The organism is Streptomyces sp. NPDC046303 (genome assembly GCF_055588085.1).
On sequence record NZ_JBVJFA010000038.1, the window covers coordinates 18,130 to 32,792 of the forward strand.

General features: G+C 71.8%; 15 protein-coding genes. 6 read left to right on the forward strand and 9 right to left on the reverse strand.

The features are described from left to right. Window positions 1-75: 75 nt before the first annotated feature. A complete protein-coding gene (locus tag ACZ6I1_RS29730; RefSeq protein ID WP_469291987.1) occupies window positions 76-453 on the forward strand; it encodes a DUF6009 family protein in 378 nt (125 codons plus the stop codon). Between the two features lie 174 nt (window positions 454-627). Here ACZ6I1_RS29730 and tpg read toward each other — a convergent pair whose 3' ends face one another. The 6 genes from tpg to ACZ6I1_RS29760 all read right to left on the reverse strand — a co-directional run bounded on the left by tpg (window position 628) and on the right by ACZ6I1_RS29760 (window position 8,029). Further along, on the reverse strand, window positions 628-1,185 hold the full coding sequence (tpg, locus tag ACZ6I1_RS29735; protein WP_469291988.1) for a telomere-protecting terminal protein Tpg: 558 nt from the start codon (window positions 1,183-1,185) through the stop codon (window positions 628-630). A gap of 3 nt (window positions 1,186-1,188) precedes the next feature. Beyond that, complete coding sequence (tap, locus tag ACZ6I1_RS29740) at window positions 1,189-3,411, reverse strand: telomere-associated protein Tap (protein ID WP_469291989.1); 2,223 nt, start codon at window positions 3,409-3,411, stop codon at window positions 1,189-1,191. 114 nt (window positions 3,412-3,525) lie between these two features. Further along, window positions 3,526-4,473, reverse strand: a complete 948-nt coding sequence (locus ACZ6I1_RS29745) for a ParB/RepB/Spo0J family partition protein (protein ID WP_469291990.1) — start codon at window positions 4,471-4,473, stop codon at window positions 3,526-3,528. Beyond that, a complete protein-coding gene (locus tag ACZ6I1_RS29750; RefSeq protein ID WP_469291991.1) occupies window positions 4,470-5,726 on the reverse strand; it encodes a ParA family protein in 1,257 nt (418 codons plus the stop codon). The genes ACZ6I1_RS29745 and ACZ6I1_RS29750 overlap by 4 nt, the downstream gene beginning before the upstream one ends. A gap of 170 nt (window positions 5,727-5,896) precedes the next feature. Continuing rightward, window positions 5,897-6,544: a ScbR family autoregulator-binding transcription factor gene (locus ACZ6I1_RS29755; protein ID WP_469291992.1), complete on the reverse strand. Its 648-nt coding sequence runs from the start codon at window positions 6,542-6,544 to the stop codon at window positions 5,897-5,899. Between the two features lie 171 nt (window positions 6,545-6,715). After that, window positions 6,716-8,029, reverse strand: a complete 1,314-nt coding sequence (locus ACZ6I1_RS29760; RefSeq protein WP_469291993.1) for an FAD-dependent monooxygenase — start codon at window positions 8,027-8,029, stop codon at window positions 6,716-6,718. A 90-nt stretch (window positions 8,030-8,119) separates the two neighbouring features. Here ACZ6I1_RS29760 and ACZ6I1_RS29765 point away from each other — a divergent pair, with 90 nt between their 5' ends. The 3 genes from ACZ6I1_RS29765 to ACZ6I1_RS29775 all read left to right on the forward strand — a co-directional run bounded on the left by ACZ6I1_RS29765 (window position 8,120) and on the right by ACZ6I1_RS29775 (window position 10,909). Continuing rightward, on the forward strand, window positions 8,120-8,914 hold the full coding sequence (locus ACZ6I1_RS29765) for a TetR/AcrR family transcriptional regulator (RefSeq protein WP_469291994.1): 795 nt from the start codon (window positions 8,120-8,122) through the stop codon (window positions 8,912-8,914). A gap of 308 nt (window positions 8,915-9,222) precedes the next feature. Beyond that, a complete protein-coding gene (locus ACZ6I1_RS29770; RefSeq protein WP_469291995.1) occupies window positions 9,223-10,392 on the forward strand; it encodes an epoxide hydrolase family protein in 1,170 nt (389 codons plus the stop codon). A 10-nt stretch (window positions 10,393-10,402) separates the two neighbouring features. Continuing rightward, window positions 10,403-10,909, forward strand: a complete 507-nt coding sequence (locus ACZ6I1_RS29775; RefSeq protein ID WP_469291996.1) for a DinB family protein — start codon at window positions 10,403-10,405, stop codon at window positions 10,907-10,909. Between the two features lie 21 nt (window positions 10,910-10,930). On the opposite strand, the gene ACZ6I1_RS29780 is transcribed toward ACZ6I1_RS29775, so the two are convergent. Then, on the reverse strand, window positions 10,931-11,482 hold the full coding sequence (locus ACZ6I1_RS29780; protein ID WP_469291997.1) for a flavoprotein: 552 nt from the start codon (window positions 11,480-11,482) through the stop codon (window positions 10,931-10,933). 163 nt (window positions 11,483-11,645) lie between these two features. On the opposite strand from ACZ6I1_RS29780, the gene ACZ6I1_RS29785 reads away from it, so the two are divergent. Both ACZ6I1_RS29785 and ACZ6I1_RS29790 read left to right on the forward strand, forming a co-directional pair. Further along, entirely contained in the window at window positions 11,646-12,500 is an 855-nt protein-coding gene (locus ACZ6I1_RS29785) for an NAD(P)H-binding protein (RefSeq protein WP_469291998.1), read from the forward strand. A 1-nt stretch (window position 12,501) separates the two neighbouring features. Further along, a complete protein-coding gene (locus ACZ6I1_RS29790) occupies window positions 12,502-13,536 on the forward strand; it encodes an AraC family transcriptional regulator (protein WP_469291999.1) in 1,035 nt (344 codons plus the stop codon). On the opposite strand, the gene ACZ6I1_RS29795 is transcribed toward ACZ6I1_RS29790, so the two are convergent. Then, complete coding sequence (locus tag ACZ6I1_RS29795; protein ID WP_469292029.1) at window positions 13,533-14,030, reverse strand: GNAT family N-acetyltransferase; 498 nt, start codon at window positions 14,028-14,030, stop codon at window positions 13,533-13,535. The two genes, ACZ6I1_RS29790 and ACZ6I1_RS29795, sit on opposite strands and share 4 nt — an antisense overlap. 57 nt (window positions 14,031-14,087) lie before the next feature. Further along, entirely contained in the window at window positions 14,088-14,585 is a 498-nt protein-coding gene (locus tag ACZ6I1_RS29800; protein WP_469292000.1) for an anthrone oxygenase family protein, read from the reverse strand. Window positions 14,586-14,663 lie beyond the last annotated feature (78 nt).

Here is a 14,663-nt window from a genome sequence, read left to right on the forward strand (position 1 = left end):
GGATTCGGCGCCGTTCGCGGCGTGGAGGAACCAGGGGCCCGGAAGGGCCGACGTGAACGAGGAAGGACCCAGGCCATGAGCTCGCTACTGACAGCAAGCGATCTCGCCCACGAGGACAAAGTGGTGTGGCTGGAGGATCCCGAAGAGCTCGACTACGTGCGCCAGGCCCTGGACAAGACTCCTCGCCGCCGGGGAAAGCCGCGCTACCACCGTGACGGGCGCATGATCGGCTTCACCGAGCTCGGCGACACGGCGGAGGCCGACCCGGACAGCGGTCTGCAGAAGCGGCGCGTCTTCTACCTCCTGCCGCACGACCGGGACGCCGAGCCGCACGGTCTGTACCGGGAGGGCGCGCCCGGCGAGGCCGTGGACCCGCGCACGATCGGGCCGCGGCAGGTGGGGCGGAAGACCGAGCGGTCGCAGCGGGGGCTGTCCACGCCGACCGTTGCGTGATTCGGTCCCTTTGGTCCCTTCCGTCCCTGCTTCCGTCCCTGCTTCCGTCCCTGTTTCGGTTCCTCTGGCCGTGTGAGGACCTGCGGGTGGGTGCAGGTGTGTGTGGCTTGAAGTGTTCGAAGGTAATGGCGAAATTCGGTCCCTTGAGTCCCTTGGGTCTCTGTTGGGTCTCTGTCAGAAGGCGAAGTCGACGTAGTCGATGTCCGTGAACTCGACCAGGAGGTTCGTCGCGCGGGCGCCGTTGTCCTTGAAGTAGATCTCCTGGAGGCCTTCGGCCGCGATGGCGCGGAGCTGGGACTCGGGGGCGCCCGATTCCTGGGCCGCGAAGAGGCGGCTCGCATACTCCGGGGGCAGGTGCTGGGTGATGCGGCGCATGCGGCCGTCGTCGGTGGTGCCGGGGGCGGCGGTGAAGCCGAAGCGGGCGCGGGTTTCGATGACCAGGCCCGTGGTGGTCGCGGCCCTGGCGCGGGCGCGCTTGCGGACCACGGGCTGCCAGCGCCGCCGTACCTCGGTCTCCAGACGGGCGGCCAGTTCGGGCTTGGGCTGCCTGATCTGGTTCTTGACGTACCGCTCGACCGTGCGCTGGGAGATGCCGAGGGTGGTGGCGACCGCTCGGGTGGTCTTCAGCTGCTTCAGCAGGAAGCGCATCTGGGCGCCCGCCGACTTCGGGATCGGGCGGGTGAAGTGCAGGGTGTCGGCTTTCGTGAGGCTGTCTGAGATGTCGTCTGGCATGGGTTACTCGCCGTCTGCCGCTGCGTCGTGGCCCTTGATGTGGCGGGCGGGGTTGAGGTGTTCGTCGAGCATCCCGACGGCCCAGAGCAGGCTCTGGGTGCCCTCGTGCTTGACCATGCCGGGGCTGACGCCGAGGCGGAAACCGCCGGGGAGGGGCTTCCCCTCGGGGGTGCGCGGGAGGAAGTCGAGGGGGCTGGGGCCGTCGGAGAGGTAGACGGCGCAGTCCGAGAGGACCGCGATGGGGTGCAGGCCCGCCACGGTGGCGAGTTTGTTCATCTTGCGGTGCATGTTGACGCGGGCCGTGGCGATGACCGCGGCGCGGATGTCGGGACGCCAGGTGGGGCGTTCGAGGGCGGGCCAGCGCTCGCCGGGGCGGTAGCCGGCGCCCTGGGGGCGTTCGCGCAGCTTGCCGATGCCGCCCTTGACGGTGGACTTGATCGCCGAGAGGACCGCCGCGGGGACGGGGCTGTGATGCTCCGAGCGCGCTTCCATCGCTTGGAGGAACTCCTCCTCCGTGAGGGCCGGGGTGATGCCGAGGTCCGCCATCGTGGCCATGTACGCGTCACGCAGGCGGGTGTACCAGGCGTCGAGGTAGGGGCCGTGGTCGAGGCGGAGCCAGGCCTCGGCGGGGCGGACCTCGTGGCCGAGCTCCTGCGCGTAGGCGAGGGTCGGGGTGGCGTACCAGGCGGGGCCGGTCGGGGCCTTGCCGTGGGGGGTGAAGGGGCTCGGCAGCCGGGGGTCGAGGGGGAGGGAGGAGAGGTCGGCCAGCCAGCAGCCGGGGGTCTTCGGGTCGAAGCGGGGGTTCGTACGGTGCGTCGCGGGGCCCAGGCCGACGGTGAGGCGGTTCGCGGCCGCGGCGAAGGCCATGTTCACGTCGATGCCGACGGCGTGGGTGCGGGCGCACTCGGCGTCGGTGAGGAGCTCCGGATCGCGGATCCAGTCGTACGCCTCCTCGTCGAGGACCTGGTCCGGGGTGCGCTGGTGGGAGCGGGGGTAGAGGGCGGCGACCACCGGGTGCTCGTCGGGGGCTTCCGGGGGAGCGGGGTCGACGGGGTGGGTGAGGGAACCTGCGACGGGAGCGGATTCCCAGGCGTGGGTCACGGGGTTGCGGGCCGCGCGGGTGGGCGGACGCAGGGCCGTCATGAGTTCGAGGCCGGTGACGGCGGTGGAACCGCGGGGGGTGAGGACGCGGGTGGCGTAGGTGGTGAGGAGCGCGGCGAGCTCGGGGGCCGGGAGTCCGGCGGTGTCCTCGCCCCAGGCGCGGGGGTCGAGGGCGCCCCAGGGGAGGACCGCGAGCTGCACGCACTGGCGGCCGGTGGTGGGGGTGGCGGGGCGGTAGATACGGGCCCAGGGGCCGAAGCCGCGGCGGGTGAGCTGCCACTTGTTCTTGGTGAGCTGCTTGATGACGGGGTGGTTGTCGGGGAGGCGGAGCCCGCGGCGGTCTTCGAGGGTGAGGGGCAGACCGAGTCGTTCCACGGCGGGGGCGGTGAGGACGAGGAGGGGGTCGCCGTCCCTGCCGTTGCGGTGGAGGCGGGGGGAGCGGAGGTTCGCGCCGCTGCCGCTCGGGTCGAGCGCCCAGGTGATGAGGGCGGGGAGGTCCCCGGTGGGGTGGTCGAGGATGAGGCCGCCGGCGGTGTGTGCCTGGCCGGTGCCGTCCAGGACGGCCAGGGGGCCGTGACCTGCCGGGGGTGGGGGAGTGGGAGTGGTCGGGGTGCTGGTGGTCGGGGTGGGCTTTCGGCGGGGGCCCTGGGGGGTGGTGCGGGCCTGGGGGGCCTGGGGGGCCGGCGGGGCCGGGGACTCCGGCGCGGCCGGCGTGGTGGGGGTGGGGGGTTCGGGAGCCGGGTCGTTAACGGCGTTAATGGGGGTGGGGGGTTGGGGGGCGGCGGTATTGGCGGCGTTAACGGCGTTAACACTGTCGACCGGGGTGGGGGCGTGAGGGGGTGCGGCGTTAACGGCGTTAACGCCGTTAACGGGGTGGAGGGTGGAGAGGCCCTCCAGGAGGCGGGCGTATGCCGCGCGCTTCGGGGGGCGGGGGGAGGTGCGGCCCGTTTCCCACGAGGTGACCGTTTCGCGGCGGACGAGCAGGGCCTTGGCGATCTGGTCCTGGCTCAGGCCTGCGGCCTCGCGGAGGCGTTTGCGCTCGTCCGGGTGCGGAAGCGGGTCCTGGGAGGCTTCCTCGAGCAGCGCGTCGACCGCTGCGAAGAGGCTCTCTTGTTCGTTCGGCATGCGTACCTCCAGCGACAGCCTATGCGAATCGCACCACTGAACGCACCCGAAACACACGTGGGGGCGTTAACGGCGTTAATGCCGTCAGCGCCCCCGGCGTGGGTGGTGCCCTCCTCAGATGCGCTGCATGAGGAGCTCCGTGACGGCCTTGAGGTCGTCCGGGGTGAGGTGTGCCGTGAGGGCGTCCGCGATGGTTTCCGGGGAGATCGTGGAGATCGTGATGCGAGGGGAGGGGGAGGGGGAGGGGGAGGTCGGGCTGGGGGGTTGGGGGGAGCTCCCGGCGTTAACGGCGTTAACGGCGTTAACGCCGTTAACGGGCTTGGCGGGGTGAGGAGTGCGTTGGCGGGGCGGGTTGACGGTGTTGATCGTCTCTTCCGCTGCGGCCTCCTGGACCTCCTGGGGGAGGCGGCCGATCCGGCGGGCGGGCTCGACCTTGAGCTCTCCCGTCTCGACCTTCTCCTGGAGGGTGGGGGTCAGGTTCAGGAGGCTCAGGCGCTGGGAGACCCAGGCCGCCGTCTTGCCGAGGCGCTTGGCGACCTGGGCCTGGGAGCCGTGGACGTCGACGAGTTCCTGGAGGGCGCGGGCCTGGTCCATCGGGGCCACGTCCACGCGGTGGACGTTGGCGATCAGCGCCGACTCGAGGATGTCGGCCGCTGATGCGGACAGGGCGTCGTTCACGTGGATGTGCAGCGTCTTGAGGCCGGCCCTCTGGGCCGCCGCCAGGCGGCGGTTGCCGTCGATGACGACGTACGGGGCGCGGCCCAGGCCGTCGGTGGCGCCCGGGTGGGCCTCCATGAAGGCCATGCGGGTGGCGACGGCGAGGGGCTGGAGCTGGCCGCGAGCGATGAGGGACTGGGCCAGCTCGTCGATCTCCGTGAGGTCTTCGCGGAGGTTGAAGGGGTTGTGGGCGAGGGCCTCGATGGGGACCTCGGACGGCGGGACCACACCGGAGGTGGGCGCGCCGGTGGCCTCCGCGATCGCCGCGCGGCGGGAGCTGACACCGACCGGCTGGGCCCGGGCGAAGGACGCCGAGACGCCGAGTTTGTCGGCCTTGCTGCTCATGAGATCTCCCGGGCGAGGGCGCGCAGGGCGACCGCTTGGTCGCCCTTGGGCGCGTAGACGAAGAGGGGTTGCTTCACGCGGACGGCTTCGCGCTGTTCCTTGAGGTCCGGGACGATGGCGACGACCCGCGGATCCTTTATGTCCATCCAGGCCTGGAGCGAGGAGGTCGCGATGTAGCCGCGGCGGCCGTCGTAGAGGTTGACGACGAGGCCGAGGTAGTCGATGTCGAGGCTGAGGTCGTCGCGCAGATCGTTGATCTGGGAGGTGAGGAGGTCGTAGGCGTCCGCCGAGGAGTCCTCCGCCTGGACGACGATCAGCGCGCCGGAGGCGCCCGGCTGTTCGGTGTCGCGGCGGCGCCCGTAGTAGATGGCGGCGTCCATGCTCAGGCCCAGGCTCGGGGGGCAGTCGACGAGGATGACGTCGTAGTCGGACTCGACGGGGGCCAGGGCCCGTTCGAGGGCGGCCTCGCGGGCGCGGACGGTGGAGAGGCGGACGTCGAGGAGGAAGGCGTCCGTGCAGGCGGGCAGGATGTGCAGCCGGTCTCCGAAGCGCTCGTCCGCGATGGGGACGATCAGGTCGGAGAGCGGGCCCTTGGCCTCGCCGGCCATGTGGCAGGTGAGGCTGTCGCCGCCGATGGGGAGCGGCTGCTGGCCGAGCTGCTTGGTGAGGTGTCCCTGCGGGTCGAAGTCGATGAGCAGTACGCGCATGCCCAGGCCCGGGAGGTCCTCCAGGTCCAGGGTGGCGGACGCCGGGTCCGGCTGGTGTTCCTCGTCCGAGGTGAGGCGGGCCAGCTGGCGCGCGATGCGGACCGGGTGGAGGGTCGAGGGGTCCTCGGCGAGGGCCTCGGCCGTCCCGGCCGTGATGGCGGTCTTGCCGACTCCGCCCTTCTGGTTGCACACGATGATGCGGCGTACGACGGAGGGCCGCTTGACCGTGGGGGCCGGGTTCATCTCCAGCCAGAGGCTGACGGCCTGGGCGAGTCCCTGGATGAGGGAGACACCGCGGTGCTTGGAGTCGGTGCGGAAGGACTCCCACTGGCCGGCGGGCAGCCACGTGGAGAACGATTCGGCGCCGGAGGTGTCGACGGGGGAGGGGGCGGAGGCGAGCGCGCTCCAGTGGCTGATCCCCTGATGGACGGCATCCTGGATGTCCACCCGCAGTTGGGCGGTGCGGATTTTCAACTCCTGGCGCAGCCACGGGGGAAGCTTGGAGACAACCTTCTCTCGGTCGCTCTGAGACGAGGGCGAAGTCATGAGAGGGACTTTACTAACGTTCAGGGGTGCGCGTGGGCGCCACGCTTGGGTTTTGCTAACGAAATGGCGTGGTTCTGGTTCCGGACGCGCGACAGGGCGGCCTCGCACACGCCGTAGCGAGCACCCCCGTGGTTCACCACGGCGTGTGCGAGGCCGCCCTGGAAACGCCGTCAGGCGGGCAGAGCGAGTTCGGCCCGGCACGAGGGCGAGCCCGCCGGGTCGAACAGGGGGAGCCGGTCCGCCGGCACGATGCCGGGGAGCAGCAGGTTCCACAGGTCGACGACCCGGGCGTGGAGGTCCTCGCGGCCGGTGCGGACGTGCGAGGTGATCTGGACGCCGGTGAACGCGCCGACCAGGAAGGTGGAGACGTCGTACGGGTTGAGCGACGGCAGGAGGTCACCGCGTTCCTGGGCCGGCGTCAGGCAGCTGTGGCAGGTGTCGATCCAGGTGTTGTACGGGGCGGGGTCGGGGCGGGTGAAGGAACCGAACTCCACGACCAGGCGGATGCCGGCCCGGATGCGGACGTTGGTGCGCAGTCCGAACGCCATCTGGTGGCTGAGGTCGATGACCGTCTGGAGCCCGGGATTCTCGATGGCGGGGACGTCCGCGGAGACCTGGAACTGCTCCTCGATCAGGGTGCGGGCCAGGGCTTCCTTGGACTGGAAGTGGAAGTACAGGGCGCCCTTGGTGACCCCGGCGTGCCGGACGACGTCGCTGAGGCTGGTGCCGTCGAAGCCGGAGCGGTCGAAGGCGGAGGCCGCGCCGTCCAAGATGGCCTGCCGGGTGATCTCGGCCCGTTCCTGCCTGGCCCTCGCCACGTGGGTTCTCCCGATTGCTTGGTGCGGGAGTGGGTCCCCCGAAGCCAATGTAGTGGGATCAAGGCAAAAAAAACCAGTCGACAGGTACTTTTTTGGCGGGGGGAGAGAGGGGGAGGGGGAGGGCAGGCGCCGAGGTGTTAACGGCGTTAACGCCGTTAACGGCGTTCATGGTCAGGCGGTTGTGCCGGCGGTCTTGAGGGGCGTCGGGTAGTCGGGGAGGGCAAGCGTCGTCGCGTCGGCTCCGGCCTTCAGCATCCAGTCGAGGATGCGGCGCCTGCCGAGCAGGCCGTTGCGCAGGCGCAGGCCGAGCCTGGTCGCCGGGGCGAGGAAGGGGCCCGTACGGTCGCCGCTCTTCTGGCAGCCCTGGGCGTACTCGCGGAGCAGGGACTCGTAGCGGGTGAAGGCGGCCCGGTGGTCCTCGGGCGAACGGGCGAGCTCGCCCGCCAGGACGTACGCGGCCACGGTGCCGGTGCCGGTACCCATGCCGCCGATGGTCGCACCGCAGGCGGCGTCGCCGACGAGGGCGATCCGGCCGCTGGACCAGGCGGGGACGTCTGCGCGGCTGATCGAGTCGAAGTAGAGGTCGTCGGCGGTGGTGAGGGAGCCGAGGAGCCGGTCCACCTGCCAGGGCAGGCCGGTGAACGCCCGGCGGAGGAGGGCCTTATGGGCCTCGGGGTCGTTGCGGTCGTACGTGAGCTCCGGCGAGGCGAAGACGAAGAAGGCGCGGGCCCGGGTGGGGTCGGTGTGGTCGGCGCCGACGCTCGCCAGGCGGCCGGGGGCGTTGTAGGCGACGGAGCCGGGGCTGTGGGCCGGGCTTTCGCCGGGGTCTTCGCCGGGGTCTTCGCCGGGGTCTTCGCCGGGGCCGACGCCGGGGTGGAGGCCCGGGTGGTGGTCGTGGGGGAGGCTCCAGGTGGCGGCGTAGTAGCCGAGGTGGGTGACGTGGTCGGCCTCCGGGCCGAAGGCGAGGCGGCGGACGTTGGAGTGCAGGCCGTCGGCGCCGATGACGAGGTCGAAGGTGCGGGGCGGGGACGCGCGGAAGGTGACGTCCACGCCGGTGGGGGTTTCCGTGAGGGAGGTGATGGAGTCCCCGAAGACGTACTCGGTGTAGGGGAGGGAGGCCTCGTAGAGGACGCGGGAGAGGTCGCCGCGCAGGACCTCGATGTCACCGCCCGCGAACTCGGCGGGCAGGTGGAGGAGCTGCTTGCCCTCGGCATCGACGAAGGTCATGGGGCTGCCGCCGGTCTGGACGCGACGGAGCTCTTCGAGGATGCCCATGCCGCGGAGGACCGAGAGGTGGGTTTCGCCGCGGAAGTCGACGGCTTGGCCGCCGGGGCGCAGCGCGGGGGCGAGTTCGACGACGGTGGGGCGGAAGCCGTGGCGGCCGAGCCAGTGGGCGAGGGCGGGGCCGGCGACGCTCGCGCCGGAGATGAGGACGGTGCGGGGTGTCGGCCGCGGGTGGGATTGCGGGGTGTGATGCCGGGTCATGGGTACTCCTTGCATTAACTGTGTCCAGCGGACACTGAATCGATACCGTGTACGGTAGACGCAGTTTTGGCGCGAGCGCAAGGGGATCCGATGACGGACGAGCAGTGGGGCGCGGCGGTGCGGCTGTTGTGGGGGCCGCCGGCCACGCCGGCGCGGGGGCCGAAGCGGGGGCTCACGTTGGAGGGGATCGCCGGGGCGGGGGTCGCCATCGCCGACGCGGAGGGGCTGGGCGGCGTATCGATGCAGCGGGTGGCCGGAGAACTGGCGGTCACGAAGATGGCGCTGTACCGGTATGTACCGGGGAAGGCCGAACTGGTGTCGCTGATGGTGGAGGCTGCCCTCCCGGATCCGCGGGTGGTCGATGCTGCCTGGGCGGAGCCGGCGGAGTCGACGGAGCCGGGTCAGGCGGAGGGGTGGCGGGAGCGGCTCCGGGTGTGGGCGCGGGAGTTGCTCGCCGGGTTCCGCGGGCATCCGTGGCTGCTGGAGGCGACGGTCGGAGCGCGGGTGATGGGGCCGCGGGAGTTGGGGTGGATGGAGCGGGCGCTCACCGCCTTGGACGGATGCGGGTTGACCGGGGCCGAGGCGATGGATGCGGTGGTGTTGCTGGCCGGGCATGTACGGGGGATCGCCGAGCAGGAGCGGGCGGCGGCGGCCGGGGCGGGTGCGGGGGCGTCGGGGGAGGGGCCTGATGCGCAGCTCGTGGCGGTGATGGCGGAGCTGATGCGGACGCACGGGGAGCAGTTCCCGGCGCTGGGGGCCGCGTTGGCCTCGGTGGCGGAGCACGGGGGGCAGGACCAGGCGCTGGAGTTCGGACTGGATCGGATCCTGGACGGGCTGGGGTTGTTGGTGGCGTCGCGGCGGGTGGAGGGCGGGGGCGAGCGTTAACGGCGTTAACGCCGTCGAGGGGCTGGGGGTGAGGGGAGCCGGATGGGCTCGGCGTTAACGGCGTTAACGCCGTTAACGGTTCGGGCATCCGGTCGGGGGTGTCCGTCCGTCCGGCGGGGAGCGTTAACGGCGTTAATGGTCCGGTCCCGGTCCGGGTCCCGGTCCGGGTCCGGGCCGGGCGAGCGGGCGGGCGCCATTAACGGCGTTAACGGCGTTAATGGCGACGGCCGATGCCGGGCCGTCTGGGGCAGGCGTTAACGGCGTTAACGCCGTTAACGGTGTGCGGAGGCGCCGCCTACCATCGGGCCATGGGCGATCTTGGGGAAGGGCTGCGGGAGTTTCGGCTCGATGTGGCGCAGGGCGAGCTGGACGATCTCGGTGAGCGGCTGGGGCGGGTGCGGTGGCCCGATGAGTTGCCCGGGGTGGGGTGGGCGTACGGGATTCCGCTGGGGGAGATGCGCGAGCTCGTCGCGTACTGGCGGGACGGGTACGACTGGCGGGCGGCCGAGGCGCGGCTGAACGAGTGGCCGCAGTTCACCACCCTCATCGACGGGGCCCGGGTGCACTTCGCGCATCTGCGGTCGCCCGAGCCGGATGCCAGGCCCCTGCTGATGACGCACGGCTGGCCGGGGTCCTTCGTGGAATTCCAGCGGGTCGCCGGTCCGCTGACCGATCCGCGGGCCCACGGCGGGGACCCCGCCGACGCCTTCCACCTCGTGCTGCCGAGCATCCCCGGCTTCGGGCTCTCCGGGCCGACGACCGAGACCGGCTGGGAGTTCAAGCGGGTCGCGCGGGCCTTCGGAGTGCTGATGGAGCGGCTCGGGTACGAGGAGTACGGGGTCCAGGGCGGCGACTGGGGGGCCGCGATCTCGCGGGAGCTGGGGCGGATCCGGCCGCGGAACGTGGTCGGGGTGCATCTGAACCTGTTGCCGGGGGGCGGGGCGACCCAGGAGCCGGGCGCGGAGGAGCTCGCCGCGCTGAGCCCGGCCGAGCGGGAGCGGACCCTCGCGTCCTGGGAGCGGTACCGGGTCTGGGCGCGCGAGCGGCAGGGGTACGCCGACATCCAGGCGACCCGGCCGCAGACCCTCGCGTACGGGCTGAACGATTCGCCGGTGGGGCTGCTCGCCTGGATCGGGGAGAAGTTCGCCGAGTGGAGCGACCCCGCCTGCCCGATCGACCGGGACCAGATGCTGACCAACGTGATGCTGTACTGGCTGACCGGGACCGCCGGCTCCGCCGCCCGGATCTACTACGAGCGGGCGCACGCCGACTACTTCGGGCAGCCGCCCGAGGTGTCACGGACGCCGACGGCCCTGGCCGACTTCCCCCGGGACAACTTCGTACCGCTGCGGCACATCGCCGCGCGGACCGACACCATCGTGCGCTGGACCTCGTACGACCGGGGCGGCCACTTCCCCGCCATGGAAGTGCCGGAGCTGTTGGTGGGAGACGTGCGTGCCTTCTTCCGGCAGGTGTGATGATCACCCGATGATCGACGAACAGAGAACGAAGCCGGTCCTGAACGGTGACGAGCGGGCCACCCTGACCAGCCTCCTGCAGCGCCAGCGGGACACCCTGATGATGAAGTGCACGGGCCTGACCGACGAGCAGCTGCGGCGGAAGGCGGTGGCCCCGTCCGGGTTGAGCCTGCTCGGGCTGGTGCGGCACCTGGCGGAGGTGGAGCGCGGATGGTTCCGCAACGTCGTGGGCAGTGAGGACGTGCGCGGCTACTTCCCGAAGAACGAGGCGGGGGAGTGGACGGAGTTCGACGTCGAGGACGCGGATCCGGCGGAGTCGTTCCGGATCTGGGAGGAGACCTGTGAGCGGTCGAGGAGGATCGTGGAGGCCGCCGAATCCCTGGATGTGACGGGGTACTTCGGCGACCAGCCGTACTCGCTGCACTACGTCCTGACCCACATGATCGAGGAGTACGCCCGGCACAACGGGCATGCGGACCTGTTGCGCGAGGCGATCGACGGGGTGACGGGGGAGTAGGGCGCCTTCGGTCCCCGCGGGTCAGGCCTGCGGGGCGGTGGCGGTGCGGGTCACGGCGTCGAGGGCGAGCTGCCACGGGAAGTGGGGCGGGGAGTCCGGGCCGGCCGGGCCGGGGGTGAAGCCGGGCTCGCCGTAGAGGAGTTCGACTCCGGCGGTGCGCAGGACGGCCAGGGACTGGTCGAACTGGGGGTGTGCGGCGAGGGCGGCGTTCGTGCAGGGCATGGCGACGACGGGCGTGCCCTTGCCTATGGCCTCGGCGGCGACCCCGACGGCGAAGCGGTCGGTGAGGCCGAGGGCCCAGGAGTTGAGGGAGTTGAAGGTGACCGGGGCGAAGAGCAGGGCGTCGGCCGGGGGCCATACGTCGTCCTCGCCGGGCAGCTTGTACTGCCAGCGCACCGGGTGGCCGGTCAGGGCGGCCAGCCCGTCGAGGCTCCCGGCCACCCAGTGCGCCGCGGTGGGGGTGAGCCCCAGGCAGACGTCCCAGCCGCGGGCCTGGGCGTCCTCGATCACATGGGCTACGTCGAAGACGGGCGGGGCCGCGGAGCAGAGCAGGTAGAGAGTCTTCGTGGTCATGTCGCCATATGATCATATTATGAAACCTCAACCATGCTTGAGGGTATGGAGTGAAGTCCGAGACCGGGGTGGCCGGCCGGGCCGGCCGGGTGTGAGACGTTCGCGTATGGAGTTGAGTTCTTCGGCTATGTTCCGTCTCGGCCGGCTCGACTTGACTTGCCTCATGACGCAGACGACGAACAACCCCGCGCAGAGCGCCGCCCAGCACACCACCACCCTCGTCGTCGGGGGCACCGGCAAGACCGGGCGGCGCGTCGCCGAGAAGCTCACCGCCCAGGGCCGTCCGGTCCGGATCGGATCCCGTGCCGGAGCCCCGGCCTTCGACTGGAACGAGCCCGCGGGCTGGCCCGCCGCGCTGGAGGGCGCGGACCGGGTGTACGTGACCTACTACCCCGACCTCGGGTTCCCCGGCGCCGCCGAGCAGGTCGGCGCGTTCGCCGAGGCGGCCGTGGCCGCCGGGGCGCGCCGTCTGGTGCTGCTGTCCGGGCGCGGGGAGGAGGCGGCGCAGCGGGCCGAGGAGGCGCTGAAGGCCTCCGGCGCCGACTGGACGGTCGTGCGGGCCAGCTGGTTCAACCAGAACTTCGACGAGAGCTTCTTCCTGGAGCCCGTACTCGCCGGCGAGCTCGCCCTGCCGACCGCGGAGGCCGTCGAGGCCTTCGTCGACGCCGACGACATCGCCGACGTGGTCGTGGCCGCCCTGACCGACGACCGGCACATCGGCAGGACGTACGAGCTGTCGGGCCCGCGCCTGCTCAGCTTCGTCGACGTCGCCGCCGAGCTGTCGAAGGTGACCGGCCGCGAGATCTCCTACGTCCCGGTCTCCGACGGGGCCTACCGCGCCGTGCTGCGCGAGAACGGGCTGCCCGAGGAGTTCGCCGACCTGTTCACCCTGATCCTCGACGGGCGCAACGCCCACCTCGTCCACGGCGTGCGGGAGGTGCTGGGGCGCGCGCCCAAGGACTTCGCCGACTTCGCCCGGGAAGCGGCCGCCACCGGGGTCTGGGACGTACGGTCCTGATATGGACACGCTGACCGGTCTCCTCGAAGGTCCCGGCGCCCGGGGCGCCTTCCTCCAGAAGTCCCTCCTCAACCCGCCGTGGGCCATGCGCATCGAGGACCGCGCCCCCCTGTCGGTGCTGACGATGGTGCGCGGTTCGGCGTGGCTGCTGCCCGACGAGGGGGAGCGGGTGCGGATCAGCCCCGGAGACGTGGCCGTCGTACGGGGACCCGCACCGTACACGGTCGCCGACTCCCCGGACTCCCCGGTGCAGATCAGGGTGGGGCCGGACCAGCGGTGCAGCACGGAGGCGGGCGAGGACGTCAGCGACTCCATGCTGCTGGGGGTACGGACCTGGGGCGAAGGGCACCAGGACGAGGGGTCGGCGGTGATGCTGAGCGGCACCTACCAGGCGCCGAACGAGACCGGCCGCCGGCTGCTGGGCGCGCTGCCCACGATCGTGGTCCGCCCGGCGGGGACCGCGGACGCCACCCTGATCACCCTGCTCGCCTCGGAGATCTCCCGGGACGAACCGGGCCAGGAGATCGTCCTGGACCGGCTGCTCGACCTGCTGCTGATCGGGGTGCTGCGGGCCTGGCTCGCGGCCCCGGGCTCGGGAGCCCCGGCCTGGTACCGGGCGCAGAGCGATCCGGTGGTCGGCCCGGCGCTGCGGCTGCTGCACGAGAACCCGGCGTACGGGTGGACGGTGGAGGAGCTCGCCTTCAAGACCGGTGTCTCCCGGGCCTCTCTGGCCCGGCGGTTCACGGACGTGGTGGGAGAGCCGCCGGTGGCCTATCTGACGGGCTGGCGCCTCGCGCTGGCGGCGGACCTGCTGCGCGAACCGGATGCCACCGTCGCGACGGTGGCCCGCCGGGTCGGGTACGGCAGCGCGTTCGCGTTGTCGGCGGCCTTCAAGCGGGTGCGGGGCGTCAGCCCGCGGGAGTTCCGTTCGGGGGCGGCGGCGGCCGCGGCGGCCGCGGCAGCCGCGGCGGTGGCGGCGGAGGTGGCGGAGGTGTGCGGGCCGCCGCGCACCGTGGTCCTGCCGGACACGGCTTAGGGCAGGTTCCGGGGGAGGCTTTCGGGGAGGAGCAGTTCGCCGACGGGCTGGTCGCCGCTGAGTTCGCCGGTGCGGCGGAATCCCAGGCCCAGGTAGAAGGGTTCGGGGCTGCCGTCGCCCGTGGCCCAGGTGACGTACGCGCGGCCGGCGCCCCGGCGGCGGAGCTCCTCGGTCACCGCGCCGACCGCGAAGCTGCCGTACCCCTTGCCCTGGTGGGCGGCGGAGATGTTCATGCGCCAGATGCCGGAGCGCCGGTCGGCGGGGTCGCCGGCCGGGTCCCACTGGATGTCGAGGAAGGCCATGACGAAGCCGACGACCTCATCGCCGTCGACGACGGCCCGCGGCCAGGCCACGTCCCCGTGGACGTACGCCTCGGCCAGAGACTTCACCACCGGAGAGACGAGGTGCGCCTGATCGGGGCGCACCTGTATCGCACAGACCGCGTCGAAGTTCTCGGCGGTCACGGGCTCCAGGCGGAGGGCTGCGGTAGCGATCACGGCCCCAGCGTAGAACGTCCTCCGCGCGTACGTCGTTCCGATATACGGACGCCCCTAGGTGTTCTGGCCATGCACGGCCAGCGCCCAGGCGAGGAAGGCCAGCGCCGCCGTGGACAGCACCGTCCGCCACACGTTGGCCCGTACCCACGGCTGCTCGAAGGCCCGGCGGACGGCGGCCGGGTCGGCGATCCGGTCGACCGGGCCGGCCTGCTCCAGGGCGTTGTTCAGCGGGATGTTCACCCGGGCCGTGATGCCCATCGCCAGGACGCAGCAGACGAACGCGCCGGTCACCGGGGGCAGTACGTCGCGGGCGCCGGCCGGGAGGGACAGGCCGAGCGCCAGCCCCGTGAACACGAGGGAGCCGACGTAGCCGAGCAGGAACCAGCCGTTGAGGATGGCCGCGTTGATGCGCTGCATCACCTCGATGACCGCCCGGTCGCCGGTACGCCGCAGGCCCGGCATCACGGCCACCGAGAACCCGTAGAACAGGCCGCTGACGAGGCCCGTCGTGAGCGTTGCGACGATCAGGGACGCGAACCGTGCCGTTTCCACTCCGGTCTCCCCGCAGTCGTCGAAAACGCTCGTGGAAGCACTTGTCGAGCAGTCGTCGAACGGTCAAGTCCCGCCGAT